The organism is Streptomyces sp. NPDC005803, assembly GCF_040630435.1.
Lineage (GTDB): Bacteria > Actinomycetota > Actinomycetes > Streptomycetales > Streptomycetaceae > Streptomyces.
The window spans coordinates 144,434-160,416 of the sequence record NZ_JBEXXO010000021.1; the positions used below are offsets into that span (position 1 = coordinate 144,434).

A 15,983-nucleotide genomic window follows, 5' to 3' on the forward strand; every position below is an offset into this window, starting at 1 on the left:
CGGACGTGCGGACGGAGGCGGGGCGGGGCGCCGGACCGGTGCTCCGGGTCCTGGCGCGCGTCTTCTCAGCGGTCAGCACCGCGGTACACCCCTTCGTGGCCGAGTCGGTGGGCGAACTTGTTCGCCCCCAGCACGAGTGCGGTGCCGATGACCGCCTTGACGAGTCCGACGGCGGCGGCGACGCCCCAGTCGTTGTCCTTGATGCCGTGGTAGTAGACGTAGGTGTCGAGGACTTCACCGGCGTCCGGGCCGACCGCGTCGCGCTGGAGCAGGATCTGCTCGAAGCCGACGGAGAGGATCTGTCCGAGGTTGAGGATCAGCAGCAGGATGAGTACGGGGGCGATGCCGGGCAGCGTCACGTGCCACAGGCGGCGCCGGGGCCCCGCGCCGTCGATCGCGGCGGCCTCGTACTGCTGCCGGTCGATGTTGAGCAGCGCGGCGAGGATGATGATGGTGCCCCAGCCGGCGTCCTTCCAGGCCACCTGGAGGGTCAGCAGCCAGGGGAAGGCGTCGGGGTCGCTCATCATGTCGTAGCGCGGCAGCCCCAAGCCGCCGAGCACGTCGGGCAGCACGCCGGCGCCGCCCAGGATCTGCTGGAAGATCGAGACGATGATGACCCAGCCGATGAAGTGCGGCAGGTAGACGACGCTCTGTACGAAGCGCCGGATCCGGTCACTGGCGATGCTGTTGAGCAGCAGGGCCAGGGCGATGGGGACCGGGAAGAAGAACACCAGCTGGACGAGAGCGATCTCCAGGGTGTTGAACGTCGCGCTCCAGAAGGCGGGTTCGGCGAAGGCGTCGGAGAAGTTGGAGAAGCCCACCCAGACGCTGTGCATGTAGCCGAGGTACGGCTGGTAGTCCTGGAACGCCACCACGTACCCGAGCAGCGGGACGTAGTGGAAGACGACGAAGTAGAGCAGGCCGGGCAGGGTGAGCAGCAGCATCACCCGGTCGCGCTTGATCCGCTGCCCGAGTGTCAGCCGGCGTGGGGCGAGGCCGGCCGGCGGGGCGGGTTCCCCGGCCCGCCTCCGCCGCTTTTCCCGCGGCAACGGGGGTGCTGTGTCAGCCATGGTGCGTCCTGTTCGGCTGGGTGGCGCGTGGTGTGCCTTCTGCGGCGGCAAGTTAGTAAGCGGTTAACCCAAGCGTCAAGGGATCCGGACGAACGTCTTTGTTACGCCGTGCTCACCGCAAGGTTTTCCGCACCCTTTGGGGCCTGAATGTGCCCATAAATTGGACAGTTGGCCGGTGGCAGAGCTTGACGGTCACCCATCGCGCTCCTTAGCGTGCCGGTCATTCCATAGAACGCGATTACTGTCCGGAGGCAGGGTGCGAACCACCGAAGAGGCGCCGGCTCGTCCCGGTACCGATGCTGCGGCCCCGCCCGAGAGGCGCCCGCGCACGGTCCTGGTCATGAGCCCCGGCCTGCTGGACGATGTCTTCCCGCCCCACGTCCGGGCCCGTCTGGAGGAGACCGCCGAGCTCCTCGATCCGTCCCTGATCAGCGAGTTCACCTCCAGCGGCGCCCTGCGGGCGCTGGCCGGCGCGGAGGTGCTGCTCACCGGCTGGGGCTGTCCCCCGGTGGACGCCGGCCTGCTGGGCCGGGCACCGCGGCTGCGCGCCGTGATCCACGCCGCCGGCACGGTGAAGACGTTCCTGTCGCCGACCGCCTTCGACCGCGGGATCGTCGTCTCCTCGGCCGCCGCGGCCAACGCCGTACCGGTGGCGGAGTTCACCCTGGCCTCGATCATCATGGGGGCGAAGCGGGTGTTCCCGCTGGCGGGGCTCTACCGCACCCGCCGCACCCACCGCACCGGGGCCGACCTCGACCGGCAGCACTGGCTCGGTACGCACGGGCTGACCGTCGGGGTGGTGGGCGCGTCCCGCATCGGCCGCCGGGTGATCGAGCTGCTGCGCGTCCTGGACGCGGAGGTGCTGCTGTACGACCCGTACGTGAGCGCCGACGAGGCCGGGCTCCTCGGGGTGACCCGCACGGACCTGGACACCCTCGTGGCGACCAGTGACGTGGTGACCGTCCACGCCCCGGACACCCCGGAGACCCGGGGGATCATCGACGCGCGCCGGATCGGCCTGATGCGCCCCGGCACCCTGCTCGTCAACACGGCGCGCGGCACCCTGGTGGACACCGAGGCGCTGACCGGACACCTGGTCAGCGGGCGGCTCGACGCGGTCCTGGACGTCACGTCCCCCGAGCCCCTGCCCGCCGGCCACCCGCTGTGGGACCTGCCGAACGTCTTCCTCACCCCGCACCTCGCGGGCGCCCAGGGCAACGAGGTGGGCCGGCTGGGGGCGCTCGCCGTCGACGAGCTGGCACGGTACGCGCGGGGTGAGCCCTTCACCCATCCCGTGCACCGGGCCGACCTGGGGAGGATCGCATGAGCACCGTTCCCCGGCAGGCTCTAGGCTCGGCGTCACACGACAGCCACCAGGGGGTGAGCCGGATGCGCCGGCAGAGCACGGCAGCGGACGGACAGCGGCGGGCGACGGTCACCGACGTCGCACGGCGCGCAGGCGTGTCGACGGCCACCGTCTCCCGCGTCCTGAACCGCAACTACCCCGTCGCGGAGGCCACCCGGGAACGGGTCGAGTCGGCCATGCGCGAGCTCGGGTACGTGGTCAACGCGCACGCCCGCGCGCTGGCCGGCGTCTCCAACCGGACCGTCGGCATCATCGTCAACGAGGTCATCGACCCCTTCTACGCCTACATCGCGCGCGGTGTGGAGCGCGAGGCGGCGCTGGGCGGGCGGCTCTGTCTGGTCTGCTGCACCCAGGGCGACCCCCAGCGCGAGCTTGCCTTCATCGACCTGATGCACGAGCGCAGGGCGGACGCGGTGGTGGTGGTCGGGGGGTCCATCGCCGACCGCGGTTACACCTCCGAGCTGGCCCGCCGGGCCCGCGAGCTGGACGCGGGCGGGTCCAAGCTCGTGCTCTGCGGGCGGCCGCCGCTGGGCGAGGCCGCGCCCACCGTGGCGGTCGAGTACGACAACGAGGGCGGTGCCTTCGCCATCACCGACCACCTGCTGATGCAGGGCCACGAGAGGATCCTGTACCTCGGCGGTCCGCCCAGGCTCTCCACCACGCGGGACCGGCTGGCCGGTCACCGGCGCGCCCTGGAGCTGCGCGGGATCACCGTCGATCCCGAGCTGGTCCAGCCCGGCGCCTTCAGCCGTAACTTCGGCTATCGCAGGATGGCCGAACTGCTGCGGAACGGCCCGGAGTTCACCGCCGTCTTCGCCGCCAACGACGTGGTCGCCGCAGGTGCCGCGCAGGCCATGGAGGAGGCCGGCGTGCGAGTGCCCAAGGACATCTCGCTGGTGGGGTACGACGACATCCCCGTCGCCCAGGAGCTGCGCCCCCGGCTGACGACCGTCCACGTCCCGCTGGAGGAGATGGGCCGCCAGGCCGTACGGCTCGCCGTCTCGGGCGGGGACGAGGACGACTGGCGTGAGCCGACGACGGGCGCGCTGCGGCTCGGCACCCACATCGTGGTACGCGATTCCGTCGCACCCCGGGCCGGCAGGCCCAGCCGCATGTGACCGGTTACTTCCTCCTGTCCCCAGTTGGCCATAGAAAATCACAGTAACTTCTCGACTCCCCTTGCGGCCCGACAGCAACCGCTTACATGCTGACGGCACGCCTCATCCCGCTCCGCACGCTTCCGCCCCTCATTCGTTTCTGCAGGGAGAGTTCCGCATGCGTAAGTTCAGCTCCTCCAGCCCGGATTCCCCCACGGTCGGCCGCCGTGCCGTCCTCGCCGCGGGCGCGGGGGCGGTGGCCGCACTCGGCGCCGGCGCCGCTTCCGCCCAGGCCGCCCCCGGCCGCCCCGGCGTCCGCCCGGTCTCGCTGACCGTCACCGCCCGCCCGGCCGCCGAGGCCGAGCGGCTGCGGCTGGCCCAGGCCCTGCGCGGCTCGGAGTTCCAGCCCACCGGGCTCCACGCCCCCGCCGGCGCCCCGCTCTCGCTCACCGTCCAGCCGCACGACGGCCTGGTGCCCACGCTCTGGATCGGCGCCTGGGACTACTACGGCGAGATCACCGAACCGCGCGGCTACCCGCTCACCGCGGGCGCCAACACCGTGACCGACCCGCACGGCGGTCCGGTCTATCTGACGCTCACCGGAGACGGCGAACGGGCGGGCGTGCTGTTCCGCTCAGGCACCGCGCCCATGCCGGTGTTCACTCTGGGCCGCACCACCGAGGCCGGGTACCAGCAGCAGCTCGACACCCTGACCGCCTCGCCCTGGGTGGAGCTCCACGGCCCGAACACCATCTTGACGCTGACCCGTGAGGGCGCGCTGCTGTACCGCGGCGAGGACCATGCCGCGCTGCTCCGCCTGGTCGAGACGATCATCGACTCGCACGCCCGGATCAGCGGGCTGGACGGTTCGAAGCCGGTGCACCGGCGCAAGGCGGGGCCGTACCACTTCACCGAGGTCAGCAAGGTGCCCACAGGCGTCGGCGCCTACGCCACACACGGCTACAACGGCTTCCCGCGCGCCTACCTCGACCGGGCGACCACGGTGGAGGGACTGCGCACCCGCGGCTGGGGGCTGTACCACGAACTCGGTCACCTGCACCAGCAGATGGCGTACAAGCCGGGCGGCCTGACCGAGGTCACGGTGAACATCTACTCGCTGGCCGCGCAGCGCACCCTGAAGCAGCCGTCGAACCTGCTCACCGTCGACCCGAAGACGGGTCTCACCGTCTTCCAGACCTCCCGGGCGAAGTTCGGCACGGCCGGCCTGACGTACGAGAAGTCCTTCGGCGCGTACGAGAAGCTGGTGCCGCTGCGTCAGCTGGAGCTCGCCTTCGGGGACGACTTCTGGCCCCGGCTGCACCGCCTGGTGCGCGAGGAGAACCCACAGTCCGACTACACGGAGAACGACAAGCGCTACCGGGCGCTGGCGACCTACTCCAGCCGGATCGCGGGTTTCGACCTCACCGACTTCTTCGTGAACACCTGGGCGTTCCCCATCGACGCCGTCGGCCGGGCCGAGTTGGCGGCCCTCAGCCTGCCGCGGCCGCCCGTCGACCCGAGCACCCTCACCGACTGACCGCGCGGAGAAGGAGTCACCATGCAGCTGAGCAGAAGGACCCTCCTGGCGGCGGGCGGCGCCACCGTGTCCGGAGTCCTGACCGCCGGCGCGGCGCGGGCCGCGGAGCCGGACCACAGGGCGCGGAGCGCCGACGAGGAGGTCGACGGTTTGCTCGCGCGGGCCGAAACCCTGCTGACCGGGGGCGCGTTCGACCCGTCGGACCCGGACTTCGCCGCCGGCGTCGCCGCCCTGGACACCACCGCGAGGGGGCTGTGGGACGCGCTGGACCGCAGCGCGGGCCGCACCGCGCTGTGGGCCGATCTCGCTCCCCTCACCGCTCCGGGGAACTTCGGGCAGAGCTATACGAGGCTGCGCACGCTCGCGACCGCGTGGGCCACCCCCGGTACCTCGCTGTCGGGCGACGCGGAGGCGGCCGGCGCCCTCGTCTCCGCACTGCGGTTCACCCACGACACCGCCTATCACCCGGGGGCCCGGGAGAGCGGCAACTGGTGGTTCTGGGAGATCGGTGCGCCGCGTGCGCTGATGGACTGCTGCGTCCTTCTGCGCGGGCGGCTGCCGGCCGGCGACCTCGCGGACTACCTGACGGTCGTCGACCGCTTCTGCCCGGACGCGGACCGCCGCACCAACTCCCCCACCCTGGCCGAGACCGGCGCGAACCGCAGCGACAAGGCCGTGATCGTCGCGCTGCGGGGGCTGCTCGGCAAGGACGCGGCCAAGGTGGCGTCCGCTCGCGACGCACTCTCCGACGTACGCGACGCGGGCCGCAACAGCCTCTTCCGTTATACGAGTTCGGGGGACGGATTCTACGAGGACGGCTCGTTCGTCCAGCACGGTGTGGTCGCGTACACCGGCTCGTACGGCACCGTGCTGCTCGGGGGCGCCGCCTATCTGCTCTCGCTCCTCGCCGGCTCCCCGTGGGCGGTCACCGACCCGCGGGTGTCGGTGATGTACGACGCCGTGGAGCGGAGCTTCGCCCCGGTGATCTTCGACGGGCTGATGATGGACGCGGTGCGCGGGCGCGCCGTGTCCCGGGAGCGCGCGGGCGACCACCGGGACGGCACGACGGCCGTCGCGGCGATCCTGCTCCTGGCCTCGGGGGCGCCGGCGGACCGGGCGGCGCGGTGGCGGGCGCTGGCCAAGGGCTGGCTGACCCGCAACCGCACCACCCCGTTCGCCGCTCTGGCCACGCTCCCCCAGATCGCTCTGGCGAAAGCCGTCCTGGACGACCCGGCCGTCCCTGCCGGGGCCCGCACCACGGGCAGCTTCGTCTTCGCCGACATGGACCGCGTGGTGCACCGCCGCCCGGGCTGGGCCTGCGCCCTGTCGCTGTCGTCCCGGCGGATCTCCGCGTACGAGGCGGGCAACGGGGAGAATCTGCACGGCTGGTACACCGGCGACGGCATGACGTACCTGTACGACGGCGACGGCCTGGGGCAGTACAACGACGGCTTCTGGCCGACCGTCGACCCGTACCGCCTCCCGGGCACGACGGTCGACACGCGCGAACGCGCCGATCTCGGCACCGGCGACGGGACCTCCACCTACCGGCCGGCGAACGCCGTCGCGGGCGGAGCGGTGCTGGACGGCAGGCACACCGCAGCCGCGATGGAGGTGACGGGCGCCCCGGGCAGTACCCTGCGGGCCAGGAAATCGTGGTTCCTGCTCGACGACGCGGTGGTCGCGCTCGGCGCGGGCATCACGGCGAGCGACGGCCGGACGGTCGAGACGGTCGTGGAGAACCGCAACCTGGGCGCGGACGGTCACGGCCGTCTGCTGGTGGACGGTGTGCCCCGGCCGGCGGGCCGGGGCAGGACCGACCGGTCGGGCCGGGCCGGCTGGGCACACCTCGAAGGCGCCGGCGGCTACGTCTTCCCCGGCCCGACCCCCCTGCACGTCCTGCGTGAGCAGCGCACCGGCACCTGGCGGGCGATCAACATCGGGGCGGACACCGGAGGGAGCACCGATCCCGTCAGCCGCCACTACGTCACGCTGTGGGTGGACCACGGGATCTCCCCCACCGACGCGGGGTACGCCTATGTGATGCTGCCCGGCGCGTCAGCGGCGGCCACCGCCGTCTGGTCGCGCTCCCAGCCGGTGCGGATCGTCGCGAACGACGCCACCGCGCAGGCCGTGGAGGACCGCAGGACCGGACTGACCGCGGTGCACTTCTGGGGTGCCGGTTCGGCCGCCGGCATCACCGCGTCGGGGCCGGCGTCGGTCCTCGTGCGGCGGCGGGGAGCACGGGTGTCCGTCGCGGTCGCCGACCCCGGCCGGACGCAGACCGCCGTCTCGGTCGAGCTCCCCTTCCGCGTCCGTTCGTCGGCCGCGTCCGACGGCACCGTGACCCTGACCCCGGGGGCCAGGCCCGTCCTCACCGTCGCCGTCGGCGGCTCCCGGGGCCACACGCACCGCGCCGAACTCGTCCGGTAACCACCCGCACCGATCCCTGGAGCAGCATCCCCATGTCCGTCACCCCGCATCTGCGTCTGCCGCCGACCGACCGGATCCTGTCCTCCCGCACCGGCTGGACCCGGGCGCACTGGGAGGCCACCGCCGACCGGATGCTGGACGCCCTGACGCCGTACGCCACCCCCGGGTTCGCCCAGTACCGGCTGCCGGGGCGCGGCAGCTGGTCCGGGGTGGTGTCCGACGGGCTGGAGGGTTTCGCCCGGTCGTTCCTGCTCGCCGCCTGCCGCATCGCGGGCGCGGGCGGGGCGGTCGACCCCACCCTGACCGAGCGGTACGCGGCAGGTCTCGCGGCGGGCACGGACCCCGCGAGCGGGGAGGCCTGGCCGCGTCTGACGGACTGTTCGCAGCAGATGGTGGAGGCGGCGTCGGTCGCGGTGGCGCTGCACGAGACCCGGCCGTGGATCTGGGACCGGCTGGACGCCAAGGTCCAGGAGCGGGTCGTCGACTGGTTCTCCGGGTTCGTCGGCGGCCGCACCTGGGACAACAACTGGCGGCTCTTCCAGGTGGTGTCCGAGCAGTTCCTCGCCTCGGTGGGAGCCCCGTACAGCGCACCGGACATCGAGGAGGGGCTGGACAGGATCGAGGACTGGTACGTCGGTGACGGCTGGTACACCGACGGGGACGGCCGCAACTTCGACTACTACATCGGCTGGGCCATGCATCTGTACCCGCTGCTGTGGGCCCGGATCGCCGGTGCGGGCCCGGACGGCGGCCGGGCCGCGGTGTACCGGCAGCGCCTGAGCCGGTTCCTGGAGGACTACCAGCACTTCTTCGGGGCCGACGGCGCCCCGGTCCACCAGGGCCGCTCCCTCACCTACCGGTTCGCCGCGCTGGCCCCCGTGTGGATGGGTGCGCTGGCCGACTGCACGCCGCTCGCTCCCGGCCTGACCCGCCGTCTCGCCTCGGGGACGCTGCGGCATTTCGCGGAACGGGGGGTGCCGGACGAACGGGGGCTGCTGACGCTCGGGTGGTACGACACCTTCCTGCCGTCCACCCAGCCGTACTCCGGCCCCGCGTCCCCGTACTGGGCCAGCAAGGGCTTCCTCGGTCTGCTGCTCCCCCCGGACCACGAGGTCTGGACCGCGCGCGAACTCCCGCTGCCCGTCGAGGAGTCCGACACCTACCTCGCCATGCCCGCCCCCGGCTGGCTGCTGCACGGTACCCGGCACGACGGCATCGTCCGCCTCGTCAACCACGGCAGCGACCACCATCCGCCCGCTCCGGACCCCGCGGACCTGGAAGCCGGCGCGGATCCGGACCGGGGCGCGGGTGAGGACGATCCGCACTACACGAAGCTCGCGTACTCGACGGCGACGGCTCCCGAGTCCGCCCCGCACGCCCTGGCCCGCACCGTCGACGGCCACCTGGCCCTGCTCGCCCCGGACGGCACCGCGTCCCGGCGCCGCCGGATCCATCCACTGCGCTGCGAGGACCGCGTCGCCTCGTCCTGGTCGGCGGCGCGGCTGCCCGGTGACGAGCACGCGTACCGCGTCGAGACGACGAGTGTGCTCCACGGCCCGTGGGAGGTCCGGGTGCACCGGGTCGAGGCGCCCGAGGGCGCGGTGGTCCGGGAGGGCGGGCACGCGGTCGCGCACGCGCGGAGCCCGTTCGCCTCGTCGGGGCCCGACTGGGCCCATGCGCGCACGGCCGACGGGCTGAGCAGCGCCCTGGTCGCACTGTACGGGTGGGACGGGGGCGCGGAGGGCGCCGCCGTGGCGCGCGACGCCGAGTCCAATGCGTACGGTCCCCACTCGGCGGTGCCCTACCTGCGCAGCGCGCCCCGGGCGGGCGGCCGCAGCATCCACGTCTCGCTCGTCGTACTGTCCCGCGACAGCGTCCATCCCGAGGCGCTGCGCACGGCCGTGCGGGTGCGGGTGGACGCGGACTCCGTGCTGCTGACCTTCCTGGACGGCCGCACGGTCGAGGCCTGACGGCGGAGGCGTTGTCCGGGGTCTCAGAGTCCGAGGATGTTGTCCTCCCTCCGGTGGATGTGCCGGACGAGCTCCTGCGCCAGGGACTTGATCGTGTCGAGCCCCGCCCGCCCCCACGGGCGGGGCACCACGTCGACGGCGCAGACCGCCCCCAACGCGATGCCCGTGCGGTCGAGGAGCGGCGCTCCGAGGTACGAGCGGATGCCTATGCCGTCGACGACCGGGTTGCCGGCGAACCGCGGATAGTCGCACACGTCCTCCAGGACCAGCGCCTTGCGCCGGACGACGACGTGCGGGCAGTAGCCGTGGTCGAGGGCCACGTACCGGCCTCTGCGGCCGCTGCCGGCTGCCGCCGCCCCCAGGTCGGAGCCCTTCCAGGTGCCGGCGGGGGTGTGCAGTCCGGCGAAGAACTGACGGTTCCCGTCGATGAAGCTGACCATCGAGAAGGGCACTTCGGTCACTTCGGCCACCCGGTCGGCGAAGGCGTCGAAGTTGTCGAACGAGGCGTCGGCCCGTTCCCCCAGGCCGAGGCTGCGCAGCCGCTGGGTCCGGACCTGGGCATCGCTGTCGACGGGCGTCAGCAGCAGCCGCCCGAGGGCGTGCGGGCTCGTCACGGATGGGCTCCGTAGCTTCCGTGGCCGGTCAGGGGGGCGGGTTCGGCGGTTGCGTTGATGAGGTGCTGCACCAGGGTGACCAGCGCGCCGGTACCCGAACTGGCGATGCGGGCGTCGCAGAGGACGACCGGGACCGCCGGCGCCAGGTCGAGGGCCGCCCGGACCTCGTCGGGGCCGTAACGGAACGCGCCGTCGAACTCGTTGACCGCGACGATGAATCCGATCCCGCGCCGTTCGAAGAAGTCGACGGCCGCGAAGCACTCCTCCAGTCTCCGGGTGTCGGCGATCACGACCGCTCCGAGCGCGCCCTGGGAGAGTTCGTCCCACATGAACCAGAAGCGCTCCTGTCCGGGCGTGCCGAACAGGTAGAGCACGTGCTGCTCGTCCAGCGTGATGCGGCCGAAGTCCATCGCCACGGTGGTGGAGGTCTTGGACTCGATGCCTTCGAGGCTGTCCGTCGCCGCGCTGACCTGGGTCAGCAGCTCCTCCGTGCTCAGGGGAGCGATCTCGCTGACCGCGCCGACGAACGTCGTCTTGCCGACGCCGAAACCGCCCGCCACCAGCACCTTGAGCGCGACGGGAAAGCCTTCGGGGCTGCCGGGGGCGTCCTCGTACGCGTAGGCGCCCGTGCCGTCCCCGTACCCGGCGTGGCCCGGCGGGTCCGCGTACCCTCCGCCCGCACGGTCCGCGTACCCTCCGCCGTCCGGGGCGTCCGCGTAGCCGACGTGCCCGGAGCCCGCGGTCCCCGCGTACGGGGCGGAGCCGTCGAAGCCGTCAGAGCTGTCGTCGTAAGCCATCGAGCACTGCCTCCAGCAGGGATCGGTCGGTGGGCATGTCATGGAAGGCGGGCGGATGCGCGGTGACCGCGCCGCAGTCGACCAGGTCCGAGAGCAGGACCTTGGTGACGACCGCGGGCAGCCGCAGGTGCGCGGCGATCTCGGCCACCGAGGTGGGACCGTCGCACAGCCCGAGCGCTACGGAGTGCTCGGGACCGAGGTGCGTCTGCGGGACGGTCCCGGTGGCCATCACCAGGGAGAGCAGATCGAGCACGGTCGTGGGACGGGTACGGCCGTTGCTCACGGTGTAGGGGCGGATGAGGCGGCCTGCCGCATCGTCGAGCAACGGCCCGTCCTGCGTGGCCGGCACCGTCACAGCCCCGTGGCGCCCGGCACCCCGGCCGCTTGTCTCGTCGGCGTCATGAGATAGGGCCGGACGCTCTTCACCAGCATCGTCATCTCGTAGCCCAGCACGGCGGCATCGGCGTTCCGCCCGGCGAGCACGGCCAGACAGGTGCCGGATCCGGCGGTGGCGACGAACAGGAGCGTCGAGTCGAGCTCCACCACCACCTGGCGCACCTCTCCGTTGTCCCCGAACCTGGCCCCGGCGCTGCGGCCGAGCGAGTACAGGCCCGCGGCCAGCGCGGCCATGTGGTCGGCGCTGTCGGCGTCCATGCCGTGCAGGGACTTCACCAGCCCGTCGGCGGAGAGCAGGACAGCGCTGCGCGTGTACGGCACGCGCTGTACCAGCCCGCTCAGCAGCCAGTCGAGGTCCGAGACCTGACCGGCCGGCATATCGGTCGCCATGGTGCATCTACTCCTTGGTGGTGTTCACGTTCGTTTCGAGTGGGTCTTGATCGTCGTGGTACGAACCGGGGCGGAGGAGTTTCACGGGAGCCGCGCCGCGGACCGGGAGCGGGCCGAGCGGCGCCCGGACCGGCGCCGCGCCTCCCGGGCCGGTCCGCACGTCACCGGGGCCGCCGGCGGCCGTCGCGGCGCCCGGGGGTGTCCCGAACCCGGAGCCCGCCTCGGGTCCCGGCTCCGCCTCGGACTCCGCACGCGCCTCCGCGAGGTCGATGCCGCGCCGGAAGGCCGCCATCAGACCCGGGTCGTGCAGGGTCAGCTCCTCCTCCGTGCGCGGCGTGGGAGCCTCCCTCAGCTGCGGGACCAGGTGTTCCTGGTTGGCCCGCCTCGGGAGCTGGGGACGACCGATCGTGCCGCGCACCGCCCCGGTCTCCTGAGGAAGAGCGGGGGCCTCGTCGGGCGTGGGACTGGTGCCGGGGAGAGCCTCCTCGGCGGGCGCGGGCCGGTCGAGGCGTTCGGCGCGCAGCGGGAGCGGGGGCCCTTCACCCTGGCGCGGTGTCCGCGGCGGCGCCTGGTGCGGGCGCAGCTGCTGCGGTACGTAGGGGCGCCGCTCCGGTTCCCGGGCGGCCGCCGGTCCCGGGGCGGGGCCGCGGCGCTCCGCGGTGTCGTGCGGGGGCGGCGGGCGGTGCACGGGGCCGAGTGACGGGGCAGGCGCGCCGGCGGCGTCGCCGGACACGTCCTCCTCGGCCCCGAGCAGGCCCTGCGGGAGGACGAGCACGGCCTGGGTGCCGCCGTAGATGTTGCTCTGCAGCCGCACGGCGATGCCGTGCCGGCGGGCCAGCGACGCCACCACGAACAGGCCGATCCGGCCGTCCTGCAGCAGACGGGCGACGTTGACCTGGTCGGGGTCGGTCAGCAGGGCGTTCATCCGCTTCTGCTCGTCGCCGGGCATGCCGAGACCCCGGTCCTCCACCTCCAGGGCGAGGCCCGCGGTGACGCGCTGGACGCGGAGCAGCACCTGGGTCTGCGGGGCGGAGAACACGGTGGCGTTCTCCACGAGCTCGGCGAGCAGGTGGATCACGTCGGCCACCGCGTGCCCGCGGAGCGTGCCCTCGATCGGGGGGACGAGCTTGACGCGCGGGTACTGCTCGACCTCGGCGATCGCCGAGCGCAGCACCTCGGTCATGGTGACCGGGTTGCTCCACTGCCGCCGGGAGACGGCGCCCCCGAGGACCGCGAGGTTCTCGGCGTGCCGGCGGATGCGCGTGGCCAGGTGGTCGACGTGGAAGAGCCCCTTGAGCAGATCGGGGTCCTCGACCTGGTGCTCCAGCTCGTCGAGCAGCTGGATCTCGCGGTGCACGAGGGACTGCAGGCGGCGGGCGAGATTGACGAAGACCTCGACCTTCTGGTCCTCGCCGGAGTGCTCCGACAGCCGGGACGCCTGGACGACGGCGGCCACGGCTCCCTCCTGCTGGCGTCCGAGCTCCTGGGCGAGGAGTTCGAAGGGGTCGCCGCCGTGGGCGGCGGGCTGTGGTGACCGCCGCGCGGGCACCGGTTCGCCGTTGCGGAGCTGTTCCACCACGCGCTGCAGATCGGCCTGGGCGAGCGCGCTGGCCCGGCGCATGGCCAGGCAGCGCCCGAGGACGGTGGTGGCGACCCGGTTCGCGGCCAGGAAGGCGGCCACCATCGCGGCCACCGCCAGCGCGCCCGCGACGCCGAGCGCCGTCCAGAGCTCCGCGGACGGGCGGGCGCCGCTGGACCGGGCGGTGAAGATGACGGCGGCGGCGCCGGCCAGTGCGACGGCGACGGCCGGCAGCACCGCGGTGCGCAGGAGTTGGGGGCGTATACGCGCCTCGGGGGACGGCCGGGCAGCGCGCGGCCTGGCCGCGGCCGAGTGGGAACGGGGACCCGGTCGGCCGTGCCGCCCGCCCTCTCGTCGTTCCGGTCGCGCGTCGGGTGCGCGAAGTTGAGACATCAGCGTCCTCGGTACGTGGGGCACCAGGAATCGGCATTCATGTGGTGCGCCAACGGTGGTCGGTCATCCTCGGGTCATCGGCCGGGCGGGCTGGGAGAACATGAGCCCACCGTTGATCACCGGGCACACACGGTAGTCGCCTCGCGCGACGGTGCGACGGGCAGTTGTGGAACTTGCCCGCTATCCGTCCCGCTCTGGTATGACCTCTCGCACAAGCGACCGATTTGCCCCGGCCGTAACCCGACGATCCGGAAGACGGCCATCGACCCCGTCGTCGGCGGGTGCGGGCGCGAGGTGATGCCGTACCCCGCGTCGCACCAAGGAACGCGACGAGCCCCCTCGACCGTGGTCGAGGGGGCTCGTCAGGGGTGCAGGCGCGTTCGGCGGGCTCGTTCAGGGGGCTCGTCCCGGGGGCTTGCTCGGCGGGCTCGTTCAGGGGGCTCGTCCCGGGGGCTCGTTCGGCCAGCGTCGAGGGGGCTCGTCGAGGTGTCCGTCGTCCGTCCCGACGTCCGCCCCGCGGTCCGCCCGTTCGGTCACCGCCGAGCGGGCGCCGAGGTGTCGCCCTTCCGCCTGTCGGCCAGGGCTGAGGGGGCCTGCCAAGGCCAATGCAGTTGCTTTAGCGTCTAGCCGGACTGCCCAGGTAGATCCCTTGACGGACCCGCGTCTTGGCAGGTCGGATACCTGCATGGCCTTGTTGGGATTGATCGGATTCACCGCTGGCATGGTCGCGATCTTGGTGGGGAGCAAGGGGCAACGCGGGTGGGACACGTGGTCCCATCAGCAGCGCATCGTGTGCTCTCTCGGCTTCGTACTTGTGATCGCCGGGCTCGCCATCGGCTGGACCGCCTGAGGCTGCCGTTACGGGGCGGGTGGAACGCCTTCAGGCGGGAGGCCTCGGGTTTCTCTAAGCATCGGTCTTCCCGCCCGTCGGTTGGTCTTGGCCTTCGTGGTCTGGTTGAGGGCCCAGCGGCCCGGCTCGACAGCGTCTCGTTTTGCTCGGGTCCGCAGCACGGGCCAGCGGTTGGGCTTCTTGATCGCCCGTGGGCAGTTCCGGTTCCGGCGGGCTGGGAGCAAGCGGCTTCGCGCCTCTTGCCCAGCCTCGGTGAGGGACCGGGTGAGCTTGGCCGTATTGGCTCCGAGCTGGGACGGAACGCTTCGGCGGATGATCCGGACGCACTTCAGATAGGAGACCCGGTCCGCGTCCAGGGCGGGGCCGGAGAGGGCGGCGGTGTCGGCGAACCGGCGGATGGCGTGATGAACGGCGAGGTAGGCCCACAGCTCCTGCCGGACTCCTTCCGGCGTGCGCGACCGGATCGGGCCGCCGGGGCCGAGGTGGTTCTTGATCTCGTCGAAGGCCAGCTCGATCTCCCAGCGTTCCCGGTAGAGCGCAACCAGTTCGGCCGCGGGGTACTGCTCAGGATCCAGCAGTGTCGTGCCGAGGAAGGCGACCTTGTCGTCCTTCGTGAAGGTGATGACGCGGTAGATCGTGTGGCTGGGCAGGGTTCGGCCTTCCCGGCCCGCCCGAAGCCGGACTTCCTTGGCCGGACGTGCCATCGACAGATACGAGCCGTCGGGAAGCTCCTCCTGGAGGGTGCCGAGGTGGTTGGACTGGAGCCTGACCAGGAGATCCGCGCCGGTCACGGTGAAGACGTGGGCAAACTCGACGGACCAGAAGCCGCGGTCGGCGATGACCAGGCCCCCGAACTGGTGGAGCCGGCCAACTGGTAAGCGAGCCTGCGTTCGCCATCCCGGTAGCCGCCGAGGCGAGCGTCGAGGACTCCGTGCGTTCCGATCCCGGCGAGGACCATCGCCCTGACCTGGGGGAAGCCGAAGGGGACGCCGCCGGTGGTGGAGGGGCCGTCGAAGGTGTCGCCGTTGCTCGTCGAGTCCGGGAGATCGAACTGGGTGCCGTCCAGGGCGAGGAGCCGCAGTCCTCGCCACCATGCGCCGGGCGTGTCCCGGGTGGCGAGCGGGTCGGCCACCTGGCGGAACACGGTCTCCAGCACGTCCTCGCCGAGGCGGGCGCGGGCCCGGCCCAGCGACGACCGGTTCACCGGGAGAGGGCCCGGCTGCCCGGGATGCCGCTGGTCAGCACCCGTAGTACCTCCTCGTACGAATCCCGGGCGAAGAGGCACAGGGCTAGGACGAAGTACACGACCAGCCCAGCCGGCAGGAGTCGGCGGCGCCGCTCGGTCCGGTCGTGCTTGGCTATCGCCGCGTCGACCGGTTCAGCGGTGAATACCTTCGTCAGGATCCCGATCTCCACCCGCTGGCCCGCGTCCCACCCCGTCACACACGGGGCAACGATCCCCACGACTCAAAGGCAACTGCATTGGCCTGC

At 72.5% G+C, this 15,983-nt stretch carries 15 protein-coding genes; 6 read left to right on the top strand and 9 right to left on the bottom strand.

Annotated elements, in window-relative coordinates; translation table 11 throughout:
• Positions 1-65 precede the first annotated feature (65 nt).
• Positions 66-1,070: an ABC transporter permease subunit gene (locus ABZ454_RS27580; protein ID WP_359541848.1), complete on the bottom strand. Its 1,005-nt coding sequence runs from the start codon at positions 1,068-1,070 to the stop codon at positions 66-68.
• A 340-nt stretch (positions 1,071-1,410) separates the two neighbouring features.
• Between ABZ454_RS27580 and ABZ454_RS27585 the strand changes: the two genes are divergently transcribed.
• The 5 genes from ABZ454_RS27585 (at position 1,411) to ABZ454_RS27605 (ending at position 9,473) form a co-directional block, all read left to right on the top strand.
• Positions 1,411-2,397 (top strand): hydroxyacid dehydrogenase, encoded by a 987-nt coding sequence (locus ABZ454_RS27585; protein ID WP_359541851.1) that lies wholly within the window; start codon positions 1,411-1,413, stop codon positions 2,395-2,397.
• A gap of 62 nt (positions 2,398-2,459) precedes the next feature.
• Positions 2,460-3,554, top strand: a complete 1,095-nt coding sequence (locus ABZ454_RS27590) for a LacI family DNA-binding transcriptional regulator (RefSeq protein ID WP_359541904.1) — start codon at positions 2,460-2,462, stop codon at positions 3,552-3,554.
• A 157-nt stretch (positions 3,555-3,711) separates the two neighbouring features.
• The gene (locus ABZ454_RS27595; RefSeq protein WP_359541854.1) at positions 3,712-5,070 is read left to right on the top strand and encodes a M60 family metallopeptidase; all 1,359 of its coding nucleotides are present in this window, start codon (positions 3,712-3,714) and stop codon (positions 5,068-5,070) included.
• 21 nt (positions 5,071-5,091) lie between these two features.
• On the top strand, positions 5,092-7,503 hold the full coding sequence (locus ABZ454_RS27600) for a polysaccharide lyase 8 family protein (protein WP_359541856.1): 2,412 nt from the start codon (positions 5,092-5,094) through the stop codon (positions 7,501-7,503).
• Positions 7,504-7,535: 32 nt separating this feature from the next.
• On the top strand, positions 7,536-9,473 hold the full coding sequence (locus tag ABZ454_RS27605) for a DUF2264 domain-containing protein (protein WP_359541858.1): 1,938 nt from the start codon (positions 7,536-7,538) through the stop codon (positions 9,471-9,473).
• Between the two features lie 23 nt (positions 9,474-9,496).
• Here ABZ454_RS27605 and ABZ454_RS27610 read toward each other — a convergent pair whose 3' ends face one another.
• The 5 genes from ABZ454_RS27610 to ABZ454_RS27630 form a co-directional block, all read right to left on the bottom strand.
• Positions 9,497-10,087, bottom strand: coding sequence for a GAF domain-containing protein (locus tag ABZ454_RS27610; RefSeq protein ID WP_356323031.1), 591 nt, complete (start codon positions 10,085-10,087; stop codon positions 9,497-9,499).
• Complete coding sequence (locus ABZ454_RS27615) at positions 10,084-10,653, bottom strand: ATP/GTP-binding protein (protein ID WP_356323078.1); 570 nt, start codon at positions 10,651-10,653, stop codon at positions 10,084-10,086. The genes ABZ454_RS27610 and ABZ454_RS27615 overlap by 4 nt, the downstream gene beginning before the upstream one ends.
• 208 nt (positions 10,654-10,861) lie before the next feature.
• The gene (locus ABZ454_RS27620) at positions 10,862-11,233 is read right to left on the bottom strand and encodes a DUF742 domain-containing protein (RefSeq protein WP_311308914.1); all 372 of its coding nucleotides are present in this window, start codon (positions 11,231-11,233) and stop codon (positions 10,862-10,864) included.
• A 2-nt stretch (positions 11,234-11,235) separates the two neighbouring features.
• The gene (locus tag ABZ454_RS27625) at positions 11,236-11,670 is read right to left on the bottom strand and encodes a roadblock/LC7 domain-containing protein (protein ID WP_356323033.1); all 435 of its coding nucleotides are present in this window, start codon (positions 11,668-11,670) and stop codon (positions 11,236-11,238) included.
• A 7-nt stretch (positions 11,671-11,677) separates the two neighbouring features.
• Positions 11,678-13,642, bottom strand: coding sequence for an ATP-binding protein (locus tag ABZ454_RS27630; RefSeq protein ID WP_359541861.1), 1,965 nt, complete (start codon positions 13,640-13,642; stop codon positions 11,678-11,680).
• Between the two features lie 721 nt (positions 13,643-14,363).
• Here ABZ454_RS27630 and ABZ454_RS27635 point away from each other — a divergent pair.
• A complete protein-coding gene (locus ABZ454_RS27635; protein WP_359541864.1) occupies positions 14,364-14,492 on the top strand; it encodes a hypothetical protein in 129 nt (42 codons plus the stop codon).
• Between the two features lie 8 nt (positions 14,493-14,500).
• Here ABZ454_RS27635 and ABZ454_RS27640 read toward each other — a convergent pair whose 3' ends face one another.
• The 3 genes from ABZ454_RS27640 to ABZ454_RS27650 are packed head-to-tail and all read right to left on the bottom strand — an operon-like array spanning position 14,501 to position 15,956.
• The gene (locus ABZ454_RS27640) at positions 14,501-15,337 is read right to left on the bottom strand and encodes a transposase (RefSeq protein WP_359541906.1); all 837 of its coding nucleotides are present in this window, start codon (positions 15,335-15,337) and stop codon (positions 14,501-14,503) included.
• On the bottom strand, positions 15,280-15,696 hold the full coding sequence (locus tag ABZ454_RS27645; protein WP_359541909.1) for a hypothetical protein: 417 nt from the start codon (positions 15,694-15,696) through the stop codon (positions 15,280-15,282). The genes ABZ454_RS27640 and ABZ454_RS27645 overlap by 58 nt, the downstream gene beginning before the upstream one ends.
• A complete protein-coding gene (locus ABZ454_RS27650) occupies positions 15,693-15,956 on the bottom strand; it encodes a transposase domain-containing protein (protein WP_359541866.1) in 264 nt (87 codons plus the stop codon). Before ABZ454_RS27650 ends, ABZ454_RS27645 begins: the two co-directional genes overlap by 4 nt.
• Positions 15,957-15,983: the final 27 nt, after the last annotated feature.

What these genes read in the sequence shown, in the direction of transcription:
- ABZ454_RS27580 (WP_359541848.1), bottom strand. Translation starts at nt 1,070, where the DNA reads ATGGCTGACACAGCACCCCCGTTGCCGCGGGAAAAGCGGCGGAGGCGG.
- ABZ454_RS27585 (WP_359541851.1), top strand. Translation starts at nt 1,411, where the DNA reads ATGAGCCCCGGCCTGCTGGACGATGTCTTCCCGCCCCACGTCCGGGCC.
- ABZ454_RS27590 (WP_359541904.1), top strand. Translation starts at nt 2,460, where the DNA reads ATGCGCCGGCAGAGCACGGCAGCGGACGGACAGCGGCGGGCGACGGTC.
- ABZ454_RS27595 (WP_359541854.1), top strand. Translation starts at nt 3,712, where the DNA reads ATGCGTAAGTTCAGCTCCTCCAGCCCGGATTCCCCCACGGTCGGCCGC.
- ABZ454_RS27600 (WP_359541856.1), top strand. Translation starts at nt 5,092, where the DNA reads ATGCAGCTGAGCAGAAGGACCCTCCTGGCGGCGGGCGGCGCCACCGTG.
- ABZ454_RS27605 (WP_359541858.1), top strand. Translation starts at nt 7,536, where the DNA reads ATGTCCGTCACCCCGCATCTGCGTCTGCCGCCGACCGACCGGATCCTG.
- ABZ454_RS27625 (WP_356323033.1), bottom strand. Translation starts at nt 11,670, where the DNA reads ATGGCGACCGATATGCCGGCCGGTCAGGTCTCGGACCTCGACTGGCTG.
- ABZ454_RS27630 (WP_359541861.1), bottom strand. Translation starts at nt 13,642, where the DNA reads ATGTCTCAACTTCGCGCACCCGACGCGCGACCGGAACGACGAGAGGGC.
- ABZ454_RS27635 (WP_359541864.1), top strand. Translation starts at nt 14,364, where the DNA reads ATGGTCGCGATCTTGGTGGGGAGCAAGGGGCAACGCGGGTGGGACACG.